This is a genomic window from Kitasatospora sp. NPDC041917, assembly GCF_055589745.1.
In genome coordinates, this window is record NZ_JBVJBI010000024.1 from 29,199 (window position 1) to 50,633 (window position 21,435).

The 21,435-nt window shown below is 75.3% G+C and carries 17 protein-coding genes; 9 read left to right on the top strand and 8 right to left on the bottom strand.

Annotated features, from left to right (window positions below; genetic code table 11):
• Window positions 1-13: 13 nt before the first annotated feature.
• Together ACZ6EM_RS26220 and ACZ6EM_RS26225 are read right to left on the bottom strand one after the other, a co-directional pair.
• A complete protein-coding gene (locus tag ACZ6EM_RS26220; protein ID WP_465773368.1) occupies window positions 14-679 on the bottom strand; it encodes a response regulator in 666 nt (221 codons plus the stop codon).
• Window positions 676-1,950 carry a sensor histidine kinase gene (locus ACZ6EM_RS26225; protein WP_465773369.1) on the bottom strand — a complete coding sequence of 425 codons (1,275 nt, stop codon included), beginning with the start codon at window positions 1,948-1,950 and terminating at the stop codon, window positions 676-678. Before ACZ6EM_RS26225 ends, ACZ6EM_RS26220 begins: the two co-directional genes overlap by 4 nt.
• A gap of 133 nt (window positions 1,951-2,083) precedes the next feature.
• Here ACZ6EM_RS26225 and ACZ6EM_RS26230 point away from each other — a divergent pair, with 133 nt between their 5' ends.
• On the top strand, window positions 2,084-2,995 hold the full coding sequence (locus tag ACZ6EM_RS26230; RefSeq protein WP_452180042.1) for an ABC transporter ATP-binding protein: 912 nt from the start codon (window positions 2,084-2,086) through the stop codon (window positions 2,993-2,995).
• Window positions 2,992-3,837: an ABC transporter permease gene (locus ACZ6EM_RS26235; protein WP_401051759.1), complete on the top strand. Its 846-nt coding sequence runs from the start codon at window positions 2,992-2,994 to the stop codon at window positions 3,835-3,837. Before ACZ6EM_RS26230 ends, ACZ6EM_RS26235 begins: the two co-directional genes overlap by 4 nt.
• A 9-nt stretch (window positions 3,838-3,846) precedes the next feature.
• Here the strand turns inward: ACZ6EM_RS26235 and ACZ6EM_RS26240 are convergent, their stop codons facing one another.
• Both ACZ6EM_RS26240 and ACZ6EM_RS26245 read right to left on the bottom strand, forming a co-directional pair.
• Window positions 3,847-4,410, bottom strand: a complete 564-nt coding sequence (locus ACZ6EM_RS26240; RefSeq protein WP_401051761.1) for a DUF4291 domain-containing protein — start codon at window positions 4,408-4,410, stop codon at window positions 3,847-3,849.
• A gap of 186 nt (window positions 4,411-4,596) precedes the next feature.
• Complete coding sequence (locus ACZ6EM_RS26245; RefSeq protein WP_401051764.1) at window positions 4,597-5,352, bottom strand: tyrosine-protein phosphatase; 756 nt, start codon at window positions 5,350-5,352, stop codon at window positions 4,597-4,599.
• Between the two features lie 290 nt (window positions 5,353-5,642).
• Between ACZ6EM_RS26245 and ACZ6EM_RS26250 the strand changes: the two genes are divergently transcribed.
• The 6 genes from ACZ6EM_RS26250 (at window position 5,643) to ACZ6EM_RS26275 (ending at window position 16,090) form a co-directional block, all read left to right on the top strand.
• The gene (locus tag ACZ6EM_RS26250) at window positions 5,643-6,410 is read left to right on the top strand and encodes a GntR family transcriptional regulator (RefSeq protein ID WP_452180040.1); all 768 of its coding nucleotides are present in this window, start codon (window positions 5,643-5,645) and stop codon (window positions 6,408-6,410) included.
• Window positions 6,411-6,498: 88 nt separating this feature from the next.
• Complete coding sequence (locus ACZ6EM_RS26255) at window positions 6,499-7,614, top strand: PucR family transcriptional regulator (protein ID WP_401055256.1); 1,116 nt, start codon at window positions 6,499-6,501, stop codon at window positions 7,612-7,614.
• A 293-nt stretch (window positions 7,615-7,907) separates the two neighbouring features.
• Window positions 7,908-8,657, top strand: a complete 750-nt coding sequence (locus ACZ6EM_RS26260; RefSeq protein ID WP_359914939.1) for a hypothetical protein — start codon at window positions 7,908-7,910, stop codon at window positions 8,655-8,657.
• A 90-nt stretch (window positions 8,658-8,747) separates the two neighbouring features.
• On the top strand, window positions 8,748-10,778 hold the full coding sequence (locus ACZ6EM_RS26265) for a flotillin family protein (RefSeq protein WP_401049413.1): 2,031 nt from the start codon (window positions 8,748-8,750) through the stop codon (window positions 10,776-10,778).
• Window positions 10,779-10,881: 103 nt separating this feature from the next.
• Window positions 10,882-15,642 (top strand): DNA repair ATPase, encoded by a 4,761-nt coding sequence (locus ACZ6EM_RS26270; RefSeq protein WP_465773370.1) that lies wholly within the window; start codon window positions 10,882-10,884, stop codon window positions 15,640-15,642.
• 34 nt (window positions 15,643-15,676) lie between these two features.
• Window positions 15,677-16,090 carry a PPOX class F420-dependent oxidoreductase gene (locus ACZ6EM_RS26275; protein WP_452180322.1) on the top strand — a complete coding sequence of 138 codons (414 nt, stop codon included), beginning with the start codon at window positions 15,677-15,679 and terminating at the stop codon, window positions 16,088-16,090.
• 91 nt (window positions 16,091-16,181) lie between these two features.
• On the opposite strand, the gene ACZ6EM_RS26280 is transcribed toward ACZ6EM_RS26275, so the two are convergent.
• Entirely contained in the window at window positions 16,182-16,802 is a 621-nt protein-coding gene (locus ACZ6EM_RS26280) for a TetR/AcrR family transcriptional regulator (protein WP_359914928.1), read from the bottom strand.
• Window positions 16,803-16,915: 113 nt separating this feature from the next.
• On the opposite strand from ACZ6EM_RS26280, the gene ACZ6EM_RS26285 reads away from it, so the two are divergent.
• Window positions 16,916-17,968 (top strand): alpha/beta hydrolase, encoded by a 1,053-nt coding sequence (locus ACZ6EM_RS26285; RefSeq protein ID WP_452180321.1) that lies wholly within the window; start codon window positions 16,916-16,918, stop codon window positions 17,966-17,968.
• Window positions 17,969-18,031: 63 nt separating this feature from the next.
• Here ACZ6EM_RS26285 and ACZ6EM_RS26290 read toward each other — a convergent pair whose 3' ends face one another.
• The 3 genes from ACZ6EM_RS26290 to ACZ6EM_RS26300 form a co-directional block, all read right to left on the bottom strand.
• Window positions 18,032-18,271: a hypothetical protein gene (locus ACZ6EM_RS26290; RefSeq protein WP_465773371.1), complete on the bottom strand. Its 240-nt coding sequence runs from the start codon at window positions 18,269-18,271 to the stop codon at window positions 18,032-18,034.
• A gap of 365 nt (window positions 18,272-18,636) precedes the next feature.
• Window positions 18,637-20,328 (bottom strand): FAD-dependent oxidoreductase, encoded by a 1,692-nt coding sequence (locus ACZ6EM_RS26295; protein WP_452180320.1) that lies wholly within the window; start codon window positions 20,326-20,328, stop codon window positions 18,637-18,639.
• A 58-nt stretch (window positions 20,329-20,386) separates the two neighbouring features.
• Entirely contained in the window at window positions 20,387-21,298 is a 912-nt protein-coding gene (locus tag ACZ6EM_RS26300; protein WP_387685504.1) for an AurF N-oxygenase family protein, read from the bottom strand.
• Window positions 21,299-21,435: the final 137 nt, after the last annotated feature.

Consider the following 21,435-nt stretch of genomic DNA (forward strand, 5'->3'; position numbering starts at 1 on the left):
CGGGGCTACGGGGCTACGGGGCTACCAGCCCGAACTCGTAGGCCTGGATGACCAGGTGGACCCGGTCACGGGCGTCGAGTTTGGTGAACAGCCGGGCGACGTGCGCCTTGGCGGTGGCCACGCTGATGGTGAGCTCCGCGGCGATCTCGGCGTTGGACAGGCCCCGGCCGACCAGGACGAGCACCTCGCGCTCGCGCTCGGTGACGGCCGCGGCGACCGGCCTGCGGGGCCGGGCCGCGGCGGCCTCCGGGTCCGGGCGGGCGGCGAACTCGCCGATCAGCCGGCGGGTGATGCCGGGGGCGAGCAGGGCGTCCCCGGCGGCGACCACCCGGATGCCGTCCAGGATGGTCTCCAGGGCGAGGTCCTTGACCAGGAAGCCGCTGGCCCCGGCCCGCAGCGCGCCGTAGACGTAGTCGTCGTCGTCGAAGGTGGTGAGGACGAGGACGTGGGTGGGCAGGTCCGGGTCGGCGGTGATCCGGCGGGTGGCCTCGATGCCGTTCGTACCGGGCATCCGGATGTCCATCACGGCGACGTCGGGGCGCAGCCGGGCGACCAGCTCGACGGCCTCGGCGCCGTCGCCGGCCTCGCCGACCACCTCCAGGTCGGGGGCGTCGGCGATCAGCACTCGCAGGCCGGTGCGGATGAGCGGCTGGTCGTCGACCAGGACGACGCGGATCACGGTCCCACCTCCACGGGGGTCTCGACGGCGGTCCTGACGGCAGTCCCGACAGGGGTCCCGACGACGGGCTCGACGGCGGGCTCGGCAGGGGTCCCGGCGGGGGGCTCCTCGGGGAGCGGCAGTCGGGCGGCGACCAGGAAGCCGCCCTCGGGGCGCGGGCCGGCGCTGAACTCGCCGTGCAGCAGGGCGACCCGCTCGCGCATGCCGGCCAGCCCGTAGCCGGTGCCGGGGGCGCCACCCGCCGCTCCGGCGCCCAGGTCGACCACCGTGACGGCGAGTTCCCGCGGGCCGTACGCGACGGTGACGTGGCAGTCCCGGGTGCCGGAGTGCTTGACCACGTTGGTGACCGCCTCCTGGACGATCCGGTAGGCGGCGAGGTCGACCTCGGGCGGCAGCGGACGGACCGTACCGTGCCGGGTGAGCGCCACCCGCACCCCGGCGCCCGCCGCCTTCCCCACCAGTCGGTCCAACTCGCCCAGCCCGGGCGCCACTTCGAGCGGGGCGGACTCCCCCTCGCCCTGCCGCAGCGCGCCGAGCATCCGGCGCAGGCCGGCCAGGGTCTCCCGGCTGGTGGCCTCGATCGCCTCCAGCGCCTTGCGGGTCTCGGCGGGCTGGGTGTCCATGACCCGGCTGCCCATGCCGGCCTGGATCGCGATGATGCCGATGTTGTGGGCGACCATGTCGTGCAGCTCGCGGGCGATCCTCAGCCGTTCGGCGGTGATGGCCTGCTCGGAGGCCCGGCCGCGCAGCGCCTCGGTGTGGACGCGGCCCTGGTGCACGGTGTTGCCGATCAGCCAGGCGATCAGCACGGTGGCGGCGAAGCCCCCGTAGGCGAGCGGGTTGACGGGGTAGTCGTTGACGGCGCCCCAGATCAGCAGCCCGGCGAGGGTGGCGAGCGGCAGCGCCAGGGCGGTGAGCGAGACCCGGCGGGAGCGGGTGGCCGCGCAGTAGCCGACCACCGCGTCGGCGATCAGGAACTGGAGCGGCGCCGCCTCCGGGACGCCCCACATCCCGAGCGCGAACATCCCGCCCCCGAGCGCCACCACGACGGCGAGCAGCGGCAACCGGACCAGCAGCGCCGCGACCAGGGTGGTGACCACCGCGGTGACCACCATCGGCATGTCCTCGGGGTTGCCGTGGTAGTTCAACAGGTGGCGCAGCTCGTCCTCGCGGGTGAGGAATCGGAACCCCACCAGGGCCGTCCACAGCGCCGCCACCCACACGCCCGCGGGCAGGCGCCTGAGCAGCGGCGGACGAGGTTCGGTGATCATGGCGCGATGGTATCGGCGGCCCGCCGGCGGCGCATTGGCCCGGGGGCGTAATCCCCGGGGCCAGTACGGCGACCCGCGGTTGTGGCCCGCGGCCCGATGCCCGGGACGGGGGCCGACCGGCAGCGTTGTCCCCGTGATCGAGATCGAGCGACTGACCAAGCGGTACGGCGCCACCACGGCCGTCGACCAACTGACCTTCACCGTCCGGCCGGGCACCGTGACCGGCTTCCTCGGGCCCAACGGCGCGGGCAAGTCCACCACACTGCGGATGATCCTGGGCCTCAACACCCCCACCGCGGGCACCGCCACCGTGGCCGGCGTGCCCTTCGCCGGCCGGCCGCGCGGACTGCGGCACGTCGGCGCGCTGCTGGACGCGGGCGACGTGCACGGCGGGCGCAGCGCCCGGGCCCACCTGTCGGCGCTGGCCCGCAGCAACCGCATCCCGCTCGGGCGGGTGGACGAGGTGCTGGCGGAGGTCGGCCTCGGCAAGGCGGCCGGGCGGCGGATCGGCGGCTACTCGCTGGGCATGAAGCAGCGTCTGGGCATCGCCGGGGCGCTGCTCGGCGACCCGCCGGTGCTGCTGTTCGACGAGCCGCTGAACGGGCTGGACCCGGAGGGCGTGCTCTGGGTGCGCGGGCTGTTCCGGCGGCTCGCGGACGAGGGCCGCACGGTGTTCGTCTCCAGCCACATGATGGCGGAGATGGAGCACACCGCGGACCGGCTGGTGGTGATCGGGCGCGGGCGGCTGATCGCGGACGAGAGCCTCGCCGAGTTCTCGGCCCGCGACGCGGTCTCCTCGGTGGCCGTCCGGACGCCCGAACTCTCCGCGCTGGCCGAGGCCCTGCGCGCCGAGGGGGCCGAGGTGCGGCTGGCGGAGCCGCACCTCGGGATCGTCACGGGGATGCCGGCCGCGCGGATCAGTGAACTCGCGCTGCGCCACGGCGTGGTGCTGCACGAACTGGCCGCCCGGACGTCGTCGCTGGAGTCGGCGTTCATGTCCCTGACCGCCGACAGTGTCGAGTACCCGGCTGGAGAGGCCCGATGACCACCGCGACCCTGGGTTCCACCGTCGAACCCGCACCCCGGTTCCTGGACCTGCTCGCCGCCGAGTGGATCAAACTGCGCTCGCTGCGCTCCACCTACTGGGTGCTGGCGCTGGCCTCGCTGGTGGCGATCGCGGTCAACGTGAACGCCGTCCACACCGACCTGACGTACATCGACCACCCGCCGCCGCGGATGCCCGGCCAGCCGCCGTACACCTACGACCCGCTGTTCCACGGCCTCGGCAACATCGCGAGCGACCTGATGGCGGTCGCGGCCGGCAGCCTCGGGGCGATCACCGTGTTCGGCGAGTACACCACCGGACTGATCCGCACCACCTTCGCCGCCGTGCCGGACCGCCGGGGCGTGATCGCGGCCAAGGTGCTGCTGATCGGCGGGATCACCGCACTCGCCGGGCTCGTGGTGTCGGCGGTCTCCTTCTTCACCGTCAACGCGATGCTGGCCTCCCGGCACGTCGGGCTCTCCGTCACCGACGAGGGCTGCCTGCGGGCCGTGCTCGGCTACGCGGCGATCGTGCCGGTCTGCGCGCTGATCGGGATGGCGCTGGGCGCGCTGCTGCGGCACGCCACCGCCTCGATCGTCTCGCTGGTGATGCTGATGTTCATCCTGCCGATGATGTTCGGCGGGGACCGCTACCGGTGGCTGAAGGAGATCGGCACCCACCTGCCCCTGGCCACCGTGCAGCGGCTCACCATCACCCCGCACTCCACGACCACGATGGGGAAGTACGCGCCGAGCGTGCTCGACTCGTGGATCACCATGGGGCTGTGGGGCCTGGCCGCGCTGGTGGCGACGGTGCTCGTGGTGCGGCGCCGGGACGTGTGAGGCCCCGGGCTACCCCAGGCCGAGGCGCCGCGCGGTCGCGGCGGGCAGCCGGTACGGGCGCTCGGGCGGCAGCAGCCGCTGCGCCTTCGCCGGCTGACCGTCGCGGACCAGCGCGGCGATCCGCCGCACCTGCGGGGTGAGGTCGGTGAGTCCGACGACCCACTCCTCGGCGTAGCTGCGGATCAGCGAGCGGCCGATGCCCACCTGGATGCTGTAGTGGTTCAGCGCCGCCCCGCGCAGCGACCGCTCCGGGTCCCACTGCACGTGGACCTCGGCGCGGGCCACCTCGTCCGGGTGCGCGGTGGTCAGCACGGCGCGGGCGAGCGCCTCCTCCCAGCCCTCCCGGGTGATCCGGACCGCCAGCACCCTGGTCTGTCCGGGCTTCTGCGCCCAGTTGCTGCGGTGCATCAGCCAGCGGAACGAGGGCTTGATCCACGTCATCCGGTGGAAGCCGAAGGGCGCCGTGAACCGGCCCGCCGCCAGCGCCGCGTCGGCGACGGCCGGCGGGTACGCCTGGTAGAGCACGATCGTCCGCGCGTCGTGGTCGGCGCGGATCTCGCGCAGTGCGGTCATCTCGCGGCACCCCCTTCGCCCCCCGGCACGCTCTTCGCCCCCGGCGTCCCCTCCGCCTCCGGCACGCTCTTCGCCTCCGGCACGCTGCCAGCGCGGGCCCGCCCGGCGCAACGGGATTACCGGGCGGGGCCGCGGCGTCCTCGGACCGTGGCCCCCTGACGCCCGGCTCAGGCCCTGGCACCCGCCTCAGGCCGCGGCGGCCTTGGCGCGGAAGGCGCCGAGGGTGGTGGCCGGGACGCCGCAGCCGGGGAGGAAGGAGGCCGCGCCGCCGTGGTGGGTGCGGACGCGGTCGAGGAAGACGGACATCGCCTCGGCCGGGGCCTCCAGGAGGGGCGCGGGGATCGTGAGGTTGTGGCCCCGGGAGTCGGTGACGCGGGAGGTGGTGCGGTCGTTGAGGGCGGTGCGGTGGCGTTCGGCGAGGCCGGCGAAGATCTGCGGGAGGGCGTCGGCGGTGCGGGTGTAGTCGGCGACGATGTGCTCGGCGGGGACGTCGAGGAGGTCCAGCAGGAGGGCGGTCAGCAGGCCGGTGCGGTCCTTGCCGGCGGCGCAGTGCAGCAGGACGGCGCCGGGGCGGACGGTGGCGTCGACGGCGGCGGCCACCGCCTCGGGCGCGGACTCGGCCAGCAGGACGTAGAAGTCGCCCAGGTCGGCGGCCGTGGCCATGGTGCGCATCCGCGCGGTGAGGGCGTCGGTGGCGGGGTTCACCGGGGCGGCGACGACGGATATCCCGGCGGCCGCGGCGGCGGCCCAGTCCTCGGGGTCGGTCTCGCGCGGGTCCCGCAGGTCCACGATGGTGCGGATGTCGCAGCCGCGCAGCTGGGCGACGGTGGCCTCGTCGGCGGCCGGGAACGGCTGGGCGGAGCGGTACAGCACACCGGGACGGACCCGCCGGCCCTCGGGGTCGCCGAGGACGGCGGCGTCACGGAAGTTGACCAGGGACATGCGGGAGGCCTTTCGGTGGAGCCGCACCCGGGACGGGACGGGGAAGATCCGGAGCGGAGACATCTAGACGTCTAGATGTGTAACCCGTTCCGGGGTCGCCGGGCAAGCCTCGATCGGTGCATCCCTCCATCCCACTCCCCTCGGCGGGCCACGGCGACCCGGGCGGCCACGGCGATCCGGGCGGCGGAAGCGGGCGCGGGCGGCCGCAGCGGGCCCGGCCGGCGGCCCGGGCGGCACGGGCGGCACGGACCGACCCCGGCGGCGCGGGCGGGCTCCGTAGGATCGGGCCCGTGGCGACGAACCCCCCGAGCTCCCCGAACACCCCGGTGTACCGCCGCCTGGCCCGCCGGATCCAGGAGCGCGTCGACGCCGGCGCCTACCCGGCCGGCACCCGGCTGCCCAGCGAGTCCGAGCTGAGCGCCGAGTTCGGCGTGAACCGGCTGACCGTGCGGCAGGCGGTGGCGGAGCTGGAGCGGGCGGCCGTGGTGGAGATCCGCCGGGGCGTGGGCACCTTCGTCCGCCCGCCGGCCGTCCGGGTGTCGATCGCCGTGGACCCGCGCAGCCAGCGCTTCGACCTCGGCAGCGTGCCCACCGCACTGCCGAACGAGGAGCGCACCGACGGCGAGTTCGTGGTGGCCGCTCCGCCCGTCACCGGCTCGCCGCAGGACGCGGAGGCGGCCCGGCAGCTGGGCCGCACCCCGGCGGAGCTGTCCCGGGTGGACTCGGTGATCCGGCTGGGCGGGCGGGCCCGGGCGGCGTGCAGCTACTGGGTGCCGTTCGGCCCGCTGCCCGCCGAGCTGGTCCGGCCGGGCCGCTCCGGGAACCTGGTGCCGGACCTGGCGCGGGCCGCCGGGGTGGAACTGGAGTACGACTGGCGGGCCTTCGGCGCCGTCGGCGCGGACCTCGCGGACGCCGAGCTGCTGGGCGTCCCGCCGGGCACCGCGCTGCTGGTGCGCGAGGGCGTCAGCTGCACCCCGGACGGCGCCCCGGCGCTGTACGTGCGGCGGCGGATCGACGGCAGCAGCGCGCGCTTCGTCCTGCACTTCCGCGACCGGTAGCGAAGGCCGCCGCGCCCGCCCCCGGCCGGAGCGCCCCTGATAAATTCAGCGCCGAAACACCAGGCCGTACGGGGGCGGGCAGAGCACGGTGATCGAGGAGATCGACTACGACATACCCGGCGAGCTGGCCGAGGTCTATCTCGTCCTGCTCGCCGACGTCTCCCGCACCGGTCGGCTGCCGCGCCGCGAGGAGCTGGAGCGCCTGCGCAAGCTCGGCGAGCACTGCGCCGAGGCCGGGTACGGGCTGCGCGAGGTGGTGGCGCAGTGTCTGGCCGCGGCCCGGCGGGCCTGGCAGACCCTGCCCGGGACGGCCGCCGCGAGCAGCGTCACCGAGCTGCGCCGCACGGGCGACGCGGTGCTCGCCGCCACCGACGCCGCGCTGGCCGCGCTGGGCGAGGGCCACGAGCGGGCCCAGCGCCTGGCCGTCCGCCAGGAGGAGGCGGCCCGCCGGGAGTTCATCGACGACCTGCTGTTCGGCCGCAGCGACCTCGGGCTGCTGGCCGAGCGCGCGGAGCGGTTCGGGCTGCGGCTGGCGGGCTCGTACACGGTGGCGGTCGCGGTGGGCGAAGAGCCGTTCGCGGACGTCCATCCGCTGGTGCACCGGGTGGAGCGGGAGCTGGCCGGGCGGTTCGGCGAGCGGGACGTGCTGCTGGCCAGCAAGGACGGCCGACTGGTGTGCATCGCCCCGGACTCCGAGCGGGCCGTGCTGGAGGCCTTCGCCGAGCTGACGCTGCGCCCCGGCCCCGGCTACCGCCCGGTGCTGCGGGTGGCCACCGGCCGCCGGCACTCGGGGCCGAGCGGGGTGCTGCGCAGTTACGAGGAGGCGCTGGACGCGCTGGACTACGCGCAGCGGCTGGACCTGCCGGCCCGGCAGCTGCGGGCCGAGGAGCTGCTGGTCTTCCCGGTGCTGATGCGCGACCGGGCCGCCATGGCCGACCTGGTGCGCAGCGTGCTCGGCCCGCTGACCGAGGCGCGCGGCGGCGCCCGTCCGCTGCTGGACACCATCGCGGTGCAGGCGGAGGCCGCGTACGTGAACGCGGAGGCGGCGCGCCGGCTGGGCCTGAGCGTGCGCACGCTGGGCTACCGGCTGGAGCGGATCAAGGCGCTGACCGGGTACGACCCGGCGGACGCGCTCCAGCGCTTCACCCTGGAGACGGCGGCGATGGGTGCGCGGCTGCTGAACTGGCCGGAACAACCGCTGTAGTACGCGGTACGACGGCTGTAGTGCGCGGAACCACGGCTGTAGTGCGCGATACGACCGCCGCGGTCCCGCGCCACGGGAGCCCCCCGCCCCAAACCCGCGGGGCGGCTCCGGAACCGTCCGGCGGCCGTCCTGTTGCCGAGCTGTTGCAGTGTCACGCGGGCCGTGCGTACCAGGGTGTCAAGAGGGCGTAAAGATTGCCGGATCCTGGCAATGTGCGGGGGCCGGCGGCACTGTCATGATCTCCCCGGCGCCGAAGCGCGGCGCCGGCGGGAAGACGGGGGAGCGTGGCCGGGATGGGGGGATTCTTCGCGGCCGCGCTGGCCTTCCCGACGGCGCTGTTCAGCTTCGCGCTGGTGGTGGTGGTCGGGTACTGGTTGCTGATGCTGTTCGGCGGCCTGGTTCCGGGCGCCGTGCACGGGGGGCACGGCGGCGGGCACCAGGTGGACGTCGGACACGCGGGGCACCACCTGGGTGCCGGGCACGGGGGGCACGCCGGGCACCTCGGACACGGGGGGCACGGCGGCGGGGGGCACAGTGCCGGGGGGCACGGCGCCGACGACGGGTCCGGCCGGCAGGGCGCCGGCCACCACACGGGCGTGCTGGACGCGCTGGGGCTGGGCGGGGTGCCCGTGACGGTGGCGGTGTCGCTGCTGGTCGCAATCGCCTGGTTCGTCAGCCTGGCCGGCACCGTCCTCACCTCGGGGGCACCGGCGCGCGGCGGCGTGTTCGTCGTCGCGCTGGTCGCCTCCTGGGCGGGCACCCGGGTGCTCGTCCGGCCGCTGTCGCGGCTGTTCCCGCAGGACCGGCCGGTCACCCGGGGGGACTTCGTCGGCCGGGTCTGCGTGATCCGGACCGGCCGGGTGACGGCCGACTTCGGGCAGGCCGAGGTCACCGCGGAGGACGGCTCCACCGCGACCGTCCAGGTCCGTACGGCGACGCCCGAACCGGCCCTGACGGCCGGGCGGACCGCCCTGATCTTCGACTACGACGCCGAGGGCGAGCACTTCCTGGTGGCGCCCTTCGACCCGCCGGCCGTTCACTGACGCCTGTCCACTGACGCCGCGTCACGCGTTTCCACCCACCCCCACCGCACTTCCCTTCGCACCAACTCGCCATCGTCAAAGGACTCCGTGATGGACACCATCGCCGTGGGTTTCGGCGTGCTCGTCGCCGTCGTGCTGCTCATCGTGCTCGCCATGCTGCTGTTCGTGGGCCGTCTGTTCCAGAAGGTCGAGCAGGGCAAGGCACTGATCGTCTCCCGGACGAAGAAGGTGGATGTGACCTTCACCGGCGCGATCGTCCTCCCGGTGCTCCACAAGGCCGAGTTGATGGACATCACCGCGAAGACGGTGGAGATCCACCGGGCCGGCCGGGACGGCCTGATCTGCCGGGACAACATCCGCGCGGACATCCGGATCTCGTTCTTCGTCCGGGTCAACAAGACCGTCGAGGACGTCATCAAGGTCGCGCAGTCGATCGGCACCGCCCGGGCCAGCGACCCGCAGGCGATCCAGGAGTTCTTCGCCGTCAAGTTCGCCGAGGCGCTCAAGACCGTCGGCAAGCAGCTGGACTTCACCGACCTGTACACCCACCGACACGAGTTCCGGGACCAGATCATCGCGGTCATCGGCACCGACCTCAACGGCTACACCCTTGAGGACGCGGCCATCGACCACCTGGAACAGACGCCGATGAGCCAGCTGGACTCCGACAACATCCTGGACGCCCAGGGCATCCGCAAGATCACCGAGCTGACGGCGATCGAGCACGTGCGCACCAACGAGTACCAGCGCAACGAGCAGAAGGAGATCACCCGGCAGAACGTGGACGCCCGGGAGGCCGTCCTGGAGCTGGAGCGCCGGCAGGCCGACGCCGAGATCCGCCAGCACCGCGAGATCGAGACCCTGCGGGCCAAGGAGGACGCGGTGATCGCCCGGGTGCAGGAGGAGGAGCGGCTCAACGCCCAGACCGCCTTCCTGCGCACCGAGGAGCTGCTCGGGGTGCAGCGGGAGAACCAGGCCCGCGAGGTCGCGGTGGCGCAGAAGAACCGCGAGCGGGTGATCGCGGTGGAGAACGAGCGGATCGAGAAGGACCGCCTGCTGGAGGTCGTCGGCCGCGAGCGGGAGACCCAGCTCGCCACGATCGCCAAGGAGAAGGAGGTCGAGTCCGCCAAGCGCGAGGTCGCCGACGTGGTCCGCGAGCGGGTCGCGGTGGACCGCACCGTCGCCGAGCAGGAGGAGGCCGTCAAGACGCTGCGCGCCACCGAGGAGGCCGAGCGGGTCCGCAAGGCCGTCGTGATCCAGGCCGAGGCCGAGGCGCAGGAGAAGCTCGTCAAGGACATCAAGGCCGCCGAGGCCGCCGAACAGGCCGCCTCGCACAAGGCCCGCGAGGCGCTGGTGCTGGCCGAGGCCCGGCAGCGGGCCGCCGAGCTGGACGCGGCCGCCAAGATCCGGATGGCCGAGGGCATCCGGGCGGAGGCCGCCGCCGAGGGCCTGGCCCGGGTCCAGGTCCGTGAGCAGGAGGCCGCGGCGGTGGAGAAGGTCGGCCGCGCCGAGGCCGTCGTCCAGGTCGAGAAGGCCAAGGCCGCCGCGCTGGAGGTCGGCGGCAGGCTGAAGGCCGAGGCCGAGGGCCTGACCGAGAAGGCCGCGGCGATGGCCAAGCTGGACGAGGCCTCGCGCGGGCACGAGGAGTACCGTCTGCGGCTGGCCGCCGAGAAGGACGTCCGGCTGGCCGGGCTGGACACCCAGCGGCAGATCGCCGAGGCCCAGGCGGCGCTGGTCGCGGCCGGGCTGGAGAAGGCGAAGATCGACATCGTCGGCGGGGACTCGGTCTTCTTCGACCGGCTGGTGCAGTCGGTGTCGGCCGGCAAGAGCCTGGACGCCTTCGTCGGCCACTCGCAGACCGCGCAGACCCTGGCCGGGCCCTGGCTGGACGGGCGGGCCAGCTTCACCGAGGACCTCACCAGGGTGCTCTCCTCGGTCTCCACGGCGGACGTGCAGAACCTGACGGTCTCCGCCCTGCTGATGAAGCTGATCGGCTCGGGCGCCGGGGACCAGGCCGGGCAGCTGCGCCGGCTGCTGGAGTCGGCGCGGCAGCTGGGCGTCGCGGAGACCCCGCTCGGGGTCCTGGCCGGCGGCCTCGCCTCGGCCAACGGCTCCAAGTGACCCGCTGAGCGACCGGGCGTTCCGACCCGCCGCCCGAACCGCCTGAACCGCCCCAAACCACCCGATCCGACCGAACCGACCGAACCGACCGAGGAACGTGACCGTGACCGTGGACGCCCTCGACGCCCGGCTCGACGCCGGCACCTACGAGGTCCTGCGCGACCGGCTCGCCCGAGCCGCCGCCGAACTCGCCGACCGGGCCCAGGCGTTGAACGCCCGCCGGGTCGACGAGTTCGGCGGCGGGGAGCTGCGGCTGGCCGGCACCGGGCGGCTCACCACCGCCCGGTCCTGCCTGCCGCAGGACCTCACCGCCGTCGGCGGGCTGCTGCTGCTCGGCACCCGACCGGTCGAGGCCGCGGACGGCGTCGGGGACTTCGACGACGTCTTCGGCCTGCACCACCCCGACCTCTCCCCCGCGCCCGCCGAGGGCACCCTGCTGGACGACCCGCGGCTGCGCCAGGACCTCGCCGATCTGCGGCGCTACTTCCGCGACGCCCGGCTGGAGCGGCTGCGCGCGGTGGACGGCCGGCTGCTCGCCGTCTTCCGCACCGGCCCCGCCGCCGCCGACGTCCGGGTGCTGCGCTGGCGCCTCGACGGCGGCCCCGCCGACGACGCGCAGCCGTCCTACCTGGACGGGCGCGGCGAGCGCGACCACGTCCCCGCCGACGGTCAGCAGTTGCCCTGGACCGCCGTCACCCGGGACGACCAGCTGCCCGCCGGGCCCGGCCGCCCGTCCCGCGCGGACCTGGCCGGAGAGCTGCTGATCGGCGTCGACGGCGGCCGGCTGACCATCGCCGCCCCGGACGGCCGGGAGCTGTACCGCGAACCGCTGGCCGAGGCCCTGCAGACCCTCGCCGACGCCCGGATCGCCCACGCCCGGCTCGGCACCCTGCTGCTGGTGCGGGTGCGCCCGTACCAGGAGGAGACCGACCGGCACCTGGTGGTCCACCTGCCCACCGGCGCCGTCACCCGGATCGACGCGCTCGGCCAGGCCTGCCTGCGGCTGCCCGCCGACCAGGGCGTGGCCTTCCCCGGCGGCTGCCACCTGGTGGACGGCACCGTGCGCGTCTTCGACCAGCCGGTCGACGGCCTGGTGTACGAGCGCACTGTCCTGTCGCCCAACGGCGAGGACGTGCTGTACGAGTTCCGCTCCCCCGCCGACGGCCGCGCCCTGCTCCAGCCGTACAACAGCGTGCGCCAGGAGGCCGCCGCCCCGCTGCCCTGCCAGGGTTACTCGCTGCTCGCCGACGGCACCCTGATCGCGCTGCGCCCGGCCGAGGACGGGCCGACCCGGCTGCACCCCGTCCAGCTCTGGCAGACCCCGTTCACCAGCGAGCGCTTCGCCGCCGAACAGCCGCCCGGCAGCGGGCCGCTGGCCCGGATCGGCAACGCCGACCTGGTCCGCGGCCTGGCCGACTGCCTGGCCCTGGCCCGGCTGGCCGCGGCCGGCGCCGACACCCCGGCCGGCCACCGGGCCGTCCTCGCCGCCTGCACCCGCACCGCCGACCGGCACCACTGGCTCGGCCAGAGCGGTCTCGGCGACCTCGCCGCGCCGCTCGCCGAGATCCGCGACACCGCCCGGCAGGTCGTCGCCGAGTACGAGGCCGTCGCCCAGCTCACCGCGCACGCCGCCCGGCGGGCCGACGAGACCGCCGAGCACGTCGAGGGCCTGCTGCGCACCGCCCGCGGCGAGACCCTGGCCGACGCCGCCGAGTGGGTCGACCGGCTGGCCGGGCTGCGCCGCGCCCAGGGTCGTGTCGAGGCGCTGCGCGACCTGCCGCGCGCCGACGCCCGGCGGATCGACGCGCTCGCCGCGCACCTCGCCGAGGGTCTGGCCCGGGCCGCCGACCGCGCCGTCGTCCAGCTCGCCGAGCCGACCGCCTTCGAGCCGCACCGGCAGCGGGCGGGCGAGCTGGCCGAGCGGTGCGCCGCGATCGCCACCGCCGCCGAGGCCGAACCGCTGGGTCTCGAACTGGCCGCCCAGAGCGAGGCCCTGCAGACCGTCTCGGAGCTGGTCGGCACCCTCGATCTGGCCGACGCCACCACCCGCACCGCCATCCTCGACCGGCTCGCCGACGTGCTCGGGCTGCTCAACCGGGCCCGGTCCGCGCTGACCGTGCGCCGCCGGGAGCTGCGCACCCGCGAGGCCGCCGCCGAGTTCGCCGCCGAGACCGCCCTGCTCGGCCAGGCCACCACCGCCGCGCTCGCCGCCGCCGACACCCCCGAGGACTGCGACGAGCAGCTCGGCCGGCTGCTGCTGCGGATCGAGCAGTTGGAGACCCGCTTCGCCGACGCCGACCCGGCCCTCGGCGAGCAGCTCACCGCCCGGCGCACCGAGATCCACGACGCGCTCACCGCCCGCCGCCAGCACCTGCTGGAGGAGCGGGCCCGGCGCGCCGACCGGCTGGTCGCCTCCGCCGGGCGCATCCTCGACACCCTGCACCGCCGGCTGGCCGCGCTGGACACCGCCGAGGAGATCGAGGCGGCCTTCGCCGCCGACCCGACCGCCGTCAAACTCCGCGACCTGGCGGGGCAGTTGACCGCGCTCGGCGACCGGGTCCGGGCCGAGGAGCTGACCGGACGGCTGCGCGCGGCGCGCGGCCGCGCCCAGCGGGCCCTGCGCGACCGCGCCGAACTCGCCGGGGACGGCCCCGGCACCCTGCGGCTGGGCCGCCACCTGTTCGCCGTCACCACCCGGCGGCCCGAACTCGCCCTGGTTCCCTGGCGCGGACGCCCCGCCTTCACGCTCACCGGCACCGACTACCGCTCCCCCGTCACCGACCCGGCCTTCGCCGCCACCGAGCGGTACTGGGACCGCCCGCTGCCCTCGGAGACCCCGCAGCTGTACCGCGCCGAGTACCTCGCGGCGAGCCTGCTGCCGGCCGCCGAGACGGGGGCGCCGCGCACCGACGGCGAGCTGCTGGAGTACGTCCGGCGGGCCGCCGAGCAGCGCCCGGACGAGGGCTACCAGCGCGGCGTGCACGACCACGACGCCGCGCTGCTGCTCCGCGCCCTGCTCCGGCTCGGCGCCGGGGCCGGGCTGTTGCGCCACCCGGCGGGCGCCCGGGCGGCCGCCCAGCTGTACTGGGCGCACGGCGCCGACGAGCGGCAGCGGCTGCTCTGGCACACGCGGGCCCGCTCGCTGGGCCTCGCCCGGGACGCCTTCGGTGGCGCCCCGGCGTCGGCCGCGCTGGCGGCGCTGGCCGCACTGGAGGCCGAACTCTCCGCCACCGTTTCGGAGTTCGTTCCGGGGGCGGAGCCGTCCGGCCCGTACCTGGTGGCCGAACTGGCCGCCGCCGCACCCAGCTTCGCCCACTCCCCGGGCGCCGCCGCGCTGGTCGACAAGTTCCGCGCGGCACCCGAGTCGGCCGGCCTCACCGAGGCGCTGGCCGCACTGCCCGAGGAGCCCGGGCTGCTGCCCGTACGGCGCCAACTGGCCGCCGCCTGGCTGGAGTCGGGAGCAGCCGACGCCGACCCGGCCGACCTCGCCGAGGCCGCCGCCGTCCTGCTCTGCCCGTCGCTGCCGCGCCGGCCCGCCGAGGGGGCCGTGGGCGCCCGGATCACCGGGCTGCTCGGCGACCACCCGCGGCTCGCGGGCGGGGCGCTCGACCTCCGACTGGACGAACTGCTCGCCAAGGTGCGGGAGTTCGAGCAGGTCGAGGTGCCCGGCCACCGGGCCTACCAGCGGCTGCGGGGCGAACTGTTGGCCGCCGAGCACGCCCGGCTGCGGCTCGACCAGTACCGGCCCGCCCCGCTCAACGGCTTCGTCCGCAACCGGCTGATCGACCAGGTGTACCTGCCGCTGGTCGGCGACAACCTCGCCAAGCAGCTCGGCACGGCCGCCGCCGGCGGGCCGGTCGACCGCAGCGGCCTGCTGCTGCTGGTCTCTCCGCCCGGCTACGGCAAGACCACCCTGGTCGAGTACCTCGCCGAGCGGCTCGGGCTGCTGCTGGTCTCCGTCAGCGGCCCCGCGCTCGGCCACCGGGTCACCTCGCTGGACCCGGCCGAGGCCCCCGACGCCACCTCCCGGCGCGAGGTCGAGAAGCTCAACTTCGCTCTGCACGCGGGCGACAACGTGCTGCTCTACCTGGACGACGTGCAGCACACCTCGCCCGAGTTCCTCCAGCGCTTCATCCCGCTGTGCGACGCCCAGCGCCGGATCGACGGCGTGTGGGACGGCGAGGCCCGCGAGTGGGACCTGCGCGGCAAGCGCTTCGCCGTGGTCATGGCCGCCAACCCGTACACCGAGTCCGGCCGCCTCTTCCGGCTGCCCGACATGCTCGCCAACCGCGCCGACGTGTGGAACCTCGGCGACGCCGTCGCCGGGCGCGAGGACCTCTTCGCGCTCAGCTTCGTCGAGAACGCCCTGCCGGCCGGCCCCCACCTGGCCCCGCTCGCCACCGCCGAGCGCGCCGACCTCGACACCCTGCTCGCCCGCGCCGGCGGCGTGCCCGGCGGCACCCTGGCCGGCCCCTGGCCCGCCGCCGAGGTCGAGCGGATGACCGCCGTCCTGGCCGGCCTGCTCCACCTGCGCTCCACCGTCCTGGCCGTCAACCGCGCCTACCTGGCCTCCGCCGCCCAGGACGACCGGACCCGCACCGAGCCCCCCTTCCTGCTCCAGGGCTCCTACCGCAACATGGCCAAGCTCGCCCAGCGCCTCGACCCCGCCCTCACCCGCCCCGAACTGGACGCCCTGCTCACCGACCACTACCGGGCCGAGGCCCAGCCCCTGGGCGCCGAGGCCGAGGCCCAGCTCCTCAAGCTCGCCGAGCTCCGCGGCACCCTGACACCCGAGCAGGCGGCCCGCTGGGCGGAGCTGAAGAGGTCCTGGCAGGAGCGCGGGCGCGCCGCCGAACGCCCTTGACCTGAAGGGCGCTTGAGGTCCTAGCCTCGGCCGCATGGGCTACTTCACCGAACGCGAGCGCGGCTATCTCACCGGCCAACCGCTGGCCCGTCTGGCCACCCTCGGCCCGGACGGCTCCCCGCAGGTCCGGCCGGTGGGCTTCCGGCTCAACGACGACGGCACCATCGACATCGGCGGGCCGGACAACGCCCGCAGCCGCAAGTACCGCAACGCCCGGGACCGCCCCGAGGTCTCCGTCCTGATCGACGACCTGGCACCCGCCGACGATCCGGTCGCGGGCGGCTGGGGGCGCGGCGTGGAGATCCGCGGCCGGGCGGAGGTGCTCGCCGTGGACGTCCCGCCGGTGGCTCCCGACCGGTTCAGCCGGGACGTCATCCGGGTGCACCCCCGGCGGATCGTCACCTGGAACCTGGAGTCGCCGGGCTCCACCGCCCGGGACGTCGGCTGACCCGGCCGGCCCCACACCCTCCGCGGCGCCCCCTGCCCCCCCGGCCGGGGGCGCCGCCGCGCCGTGTGCGCCAGCCGCCGTGCTGCGTGCGCTAGCCGCCGTCCTCCGTGCGCCGGTCCCGGGCCCGCAGGCCGTCCAGGATCAGGTCCGCGAGGCGCTCCGGGAGCTCGGGGCCGATCTCGCGGTGGCCGAGCAGGGCGCGGGCCTGGAGGGGTGCGCTGAGCAGTTCCAGGGCGAGGTCGGCGTCCGTGCCGGCCGGGAGTTCGCCGCGGTCGACGGCGCGCCGGACGACGGCGCCGGCCTGGGCGAGGCGGGAGTCCCAGAAGACCTGCCAGGCCTCGGCGAGGGCCGGGTCCTCGGAGCCGAGGGCGGCCGCGCGGGCCACGGCCCGGCCGAGCGGGGTGGCCAGGTACGCGGCGAGCGCGCGGGCGAAGGCGGTCAGGTCGGTGCGGACGGCCCCGGTGTCGGGGACCGGGATGCCCTCGTCGCTGGCGGTCAGCATGGCGTCCAGCACCAGCTTCTCCCGGCTGCCCCACCGCCGGTACACGGTGGTCTCGTTGACGCCGGCCCGGGCCGCGACGTCGGCGATGGTGAGCCGGGCGACGCCCCCTTCGGCCAGCGCCTCCATGGCGGCCGCCAGGACGTCCCGGCGCACCCGGGCGGCCCGGCCGCCCGGACGGCGGCGGATCGGGTCCGGCTCTTCCTCGGTCATGTGTCGATCACCTCGCCACCACCTTAACGCAGGAGTACTTGCATTAAGCGATCCTCCGGCGCATAGTCGCTAATGCAAGAGTTCCGGCTTTAAGAGCGACAGGAGGCATCGCCATGTCCTTCACCTGGCCCCTGGACCCGCAGGACCTGTTCGTCGAGCGCTACCCGCAGATGACCCTCGGCCTGCCCGCCGCCGAGGTGGACGCGGTCCGCGCGGCCGTCACCGACATGTGGGCCGACCGGCCCGGCGGCTGGGTGTACGAGTGGTCCGCCCTCGCCGCCCGGCACGCCGGCGCCGGGCGCCACCGCCAGGCCGCCCAGGCGTACGGCTGGGCCAAGTTCCCCTCGCTCGCCGACGCTCCGAAGCGCACCGCCCTGGCCCGCCAGGTCGAGCAGTACCTGCTCGCCTCGCCCGGCTTCCCGGTCGACGTCGAGCGCCGCACGCTCACCGTCCCCCACCGCGGCGGCGAGGCCGCGGTCCCGGTCCACCTGATGGCCGCACCGGGCCTGCCCGCCGACGCCCCGGTGGTGCTGGCCAGCGGCGGGGTGGACTCCTGGAAGACCGACCTGCACGGCATGTGGGAGCAGCTCGCGCTCGCCCTGCCGGTCCGGCTGCTGCTGTTCGACCTCGCGGGCACCGGCGAGACCTCCCACCTGCCGATGACCCCGGACGGCGGCACCGAGGTGATCGAGGGCCTGATCGCCTTCGCCCGTACGCTCGGCGACGGCCGGGTCGGCCACTTCGGCATCTCGATGGGCGGCTACTACTCCGCGCGCACCGGGCTGACCGGTGCCGTGGACGCGGCGGTGGTGCTCGGCGGCCCCGTCGAGCACTCCTTCGACCCGGACCGCGGCTTCGACTTCGGCATGGACGGCATCGTGGGCAACGCCCTGGGCTTCGACGCGGCACCGGACCGGGCGGCCCTGGGCCGGGCCTTCGGCTCCTTCGGTCTGCGCCCGCTGCTGGACCGGGACGACCAGGCGCCGATGCTGGTGCTCAACGGCGCCGACGACGTCCACGTCCCGCGGCACGACACCCTGGTGTTCGCCGGCCGCCGCGACACCCGGGTCGAGCTGATCCCGGACACCGGGCACTGCGCCATTTCGAGGTTCGGCGAGGCGATGGCGCTGATCGTCCCCTGGCTGAGGACCACTCTCCTGGGATAGTCCGACGACCGCACGGTTCCCCCGTCGGGGTATCCGCGCGTGTCGGCGATCCGGCCGAGTGGATCAGTGTCCCGGGCCCGGACTCCACTCCGGGCCCATGGGCGGGTTCCACCCGGGGCCCGGCTCGGGGCTCCGGCCCGGGCCGGGCACCGCCGGCCGGTCCCGGGCCGCCGGTGCGGCCAGCGACTCCCAGACGGGATCGGGCAGCCCGGGGACGGCCCGCCCCTCGGCCTGCCAGCGCCGGGCCAGCTCGGCGTAGATGGGCGCTTCCGGGCCGGGTTCCGGCACCGGCCGTTCCGTCACCCGCGGCTCCGTCACCGGCCATTCCGTCGGCACCCGCGGCTCCGTCGTCGCGGGTGGCGACGGCTGTTCCGGCGGCCTGTCCGGAGTGCCGGGCAGGATCGTTTCCTCACTCGGCTGCCGTTCCGGCACCGGCAGCCACCCGAATCCACTCACACCCACCCAACGCGCCCCGCCCGCACCGGGACACGGTCGGGTCAACCCGGCGCTCCGCAGGTCAACCCCCCGCGGAGCGCCGCCGGGTGCGCAGGAAGTCGGCCCACCCGACTTCCTGCGCACGTCGTGCCCTCCCCATTGTCCCGGCACGGCCCGTGAGTTCTCCCCGGCGAGGCTCCCGGGTTTCCCGCCCAGGCCCCGGGTCCTTCCCGCTACCGCCGCCGCCCCGCCGCCAGCAGCTCGGGCACGCTGGCGAGCTTCACCCGGGGCCGCCCCTCGGCCTCGCCGCGCTCGCGTTCCGCGCGCTCCACCGCCCGCAGCTCCCGCAGCCCCACCGCGTCCGGCCGCCGGTGGCGCACCAGCCGCTCGAAGTCCTTGCGGCCCGCCTCCGGGACGGGCAGCGCCCGGGCGGCCGCGTCGTCCAGCAGCGCGTCCACGGTCTCCCGCGCGCAGGCCCGGTTGGCGCCGATCCCGCCGGACGGCCCGCGCTTGGCCCAGCCCACCACGTACGTCCCCGGCAGCGGCCGGCCGGTCGCCGGGTCGACGACCCGCCCGTTCCGGTGCGCGACCGTCCCGGCCCGCTCGTCGAACGGCAGCCCGGGCAGCGGTACGCCCCGGTGTCCGATCGAGCGCACCACCAGCCCGGCCCGGAGCACGTCCGTCGCCCCCGTGCCCTCGACCCGGCCGTCCGCCGTCGGGGTGGTCCGCTCGACGGTCAGGGCCTCGACCCGCCCGTCCCCGGAGAGTTCGACCGGCGCCGACAGGAACCGCAGCACGATCCGCCGCCCCGGCCCGGGCTCCGCGGACCCGTCGAACGGCACCAGCGGCAGCCCGGCCAGCAGCCCCGCTCCCGCCGCCGTGCCCGACTCCGCGCCGGACCCCGATCCCGCTTCCGCCACCGCCGCCTCGATCGCCGCCCGCACCTCCGGGTGGTCCTCGACCACCACCTCTACGCCCGGCAGCTGCCGCAGGGCCAGGAACTCCGCCCTGGTCCACGCCGCCTGTCCGGGCCCGCGCCGGGCGAGCAGCACGACCTCCCGGACCCGGCTGCGGCGCAGCGCGGCCAGGGCGTGGTCGGCGATGTCGGTGGCGGCGAGCCGGTCGGGGTCGGTGAGCAGGATGCGGGCGATGTCCACCGCGACGTTGCCGTTGCCGATCACCACCACGCGCTGGGCCGACAGCTCCACCGCGTCGGCGGGCACGGTCGGTTCGGCGTTGTACCAGCGGACGAAGGCGGTCGCGGGCAGGCTGCCCGGCAGGTCCTCGCCGGGGACGCCGAGCCGTCGGTCGGCGGCCGCGCCGACCGCGTACACCACCGCGTGGTGGTGCGCGGCGAGCTCCTGGTGGGTGAGGTCCGTGCCGATCTCCACGTTGAGGTGCATCCGCAGCCGGGGGTCGCGGAAGACGCTCGCGAAGCTCTCCGCGATCCGCTTGGTGGACTGGTGGTCGGGCGCGACGCCGTGCCGCAGCAGGCCGCCGGTGACCGGCAGCCGGTCGATCATGGTGATCTCGGCGCTGGTGCCGCGCAGCAGTTCCTGCGCGGTGTACCCGGCGGAGGGGCCGGTGCCGACGACCGCGATCCGCAGCGCGCCGAGCTCGTCCGGCAGGCTGCGCGGGAAGCTGGGCGCGCCCCAGGCGTGGTCGCTGGGGTGGTCGCGGAACCAGTCGCGGTTGAGGTCGCCGAACACGGTGTCGGGCCCGCGCAGCCGGTCGACCGGGTACACCGCGTCCACCGGGCAGGCGTCCGCGCAGGCGCCGCAGTCGATGCAGGCCCGCGGGTCGATGTACAGCATGTCGGTGGTGCCGAACTCCGGCTCGTCCGGGGTCGGGTGGATGCAGTTGACCGGGCAGACGGACACGCACGAGGCGTCGTTGCAGCAGGTCCGGGTGATCGCGTAGGCCATGGCCGGGTGGGGTCCTCGCTGCGCGTGGGGGATGGGGTGGCTTGGTGGCGACGGTCCGTCAGAGCATGTGCACCCGGCGGTAGACGGCCGCCGAGCGGCTGGTGAGCAGTCCGGTCTCGGCGAGGAAGGCCATCAGGTGCCGGGAGCTGGTGCGCATCATCGCCTTGCGGTGCTCGCTGGCCCGCACCTCGGCGAGCGCCCGCTGCACGTCGAGCCCGGCGGCCTTGTAGACGCCCGGGTGCACCATGCTGGTGACGATGACGTACGCGCCCACGGCGATGCCGGTGGCGGAGGCGCGCCGGCGGGCGGGGCTCGCGTGGCGCATCCGCTCGCGGATCTCCTGCCGGGCGAACTTCATGTGCCGGGACTCCTCGACCACGTGGATCCGGGAGGTGCCGCGGACGATCTCCAGGACGTTCTCGCCGCGCATCCAGTCGCGCTGCATGACGTCGAGCACCTCTTCGGCCACCAGGATGCCGCCGTAGGCGAGTTCGCCCTTGGCGAGCGCCTTGAAGGCGCGGCCGGCCTGGGCGATCAGCTTGTGCGGGCGGTAGGCGGGGACGCCCATCTTGGCGCAGGCCCGGGCGAACATGATCGAGTGGCGGCACTCGTCGGCGATCTCGGTGAGCGCGAACTGGAACGCGGCGTCGGCGGGGTTCCTGAGGTACTGGTCGCGCAGCACCATCTGCTGGAGGATCATCTCGAACCAGATGCCGGTGTTCATGATCGAGCAGACCTCGTGCCGGGTGAGCACGACCCGCTGGCGCTCGGTCATCTCGTCCCACAGCCGGGTGCCGTAGAGGGTGCTCCACTCCGGGTTGAGGCCGTAGTGGTCCTCCGGGAGGGGGGCGTCCCAGTCGATCTCGGTCGAGGGGTCGTAGGAGAGGGTGGCGGCCGACTCCAGCAGCCGCTTCGAGACGTCGTCGTCGGCCTCGGTGTGGCCGTGCCCCGTCTGCCGGGTGAGCGCCATGGCTGCCTCCAGGTGCCTGTCTCCGCGGGCTCCCGCTCACCCGCTTATTAGACGGACAGTACAATAAGAGCCGGTCGCCGAGAACCCCCTGTGCGGCAACGACCCGGCGCACGGCCGTATGGTTCGCACCCCCTGCC

Bases quoted from the DNA above. Each gene is read 5' to 3' on its own strand.
- ACZ6EM_RS26275 (WP_452180322.1), top strand. From the start codon at position 15,677: ATGGGCTACTTCACCGAACGCGAGCGCGGCTATCTCACCGGCCAACCG.
- ACZ6EM_RS26285 (WP_452180321.1), top strand. From the start codon at position 16,916: ATGTCCTTCACCTGGCCCCTGGACCCGCAGGACCTGTTCGTCGAGCGC.
- ACZ6EM_RS26235 (WP_401051759.1), top strand. From the start codon at position 2,992: ATGACCACCGCGACCCTGGGTTCCACCGTCGAACCCGCACCCCGGTTC.
- ACZ6EM_RS26225 (WP_465773369.1), bottom strand. From the start codon at position 1,950: ATGATCACCGAACCTCGTCCGCCGCTGCTCAGGCGCCTGCCCGCGGGC.
- ACZ6EM_RS26280 (WP_359914928.1), bottom strand. From the start codon at position 16,802: ATGACCGAGGAAGAGCCGGACCCGATCCGCCGCCGTCCGGGCGGCCGG.
- ACZ6EM_RS26245 (WP_401051764.1), bottom strand. From the start codon at position 5,352: ATGTCCCTGGTCAACTTCCGTGACGCCGCCGTCCTCGGCGACCCCGAG.
- ACZ6EM_RS26240 (WP_401051761.1), bottom strand. From the start codon at position 4,410: ATGACCGCACTGCGCGAGATCCGCGCCGACCACGACGCGCGGACGATC.
- ACZ6EM_RS26265 (WP_401049413.1), top strand. From the start codon at position 8,748: ATGGACACCATCGCCGTGGGTTTCGGCGTGCTCGTCGCCGTCGTGCTG.
- ACZ6EM_RS26295 (WP_452180320.1), bottom strand. From the start codon at position 20,328: ATGGCCTACGCGATCACCCGGACCTGCTGCAACGACGCCTCGTGCGTG.
- ACZ6EM_RS26260 (WP_359914939.1), top strand. From the start codon at position 7,908: ATGGGGGGATTCTTCGCGGCCGCGCTGGCCTTCCCGACGGCGCTGTTC.
- ACZ6EM_RS26300 (WP_387685504.1), bottom strand. From the start codon at position 21,298: ATGGCGCTCACCCGGCAGACGGGGCACGGCCACACCGAGGCCGACGAC.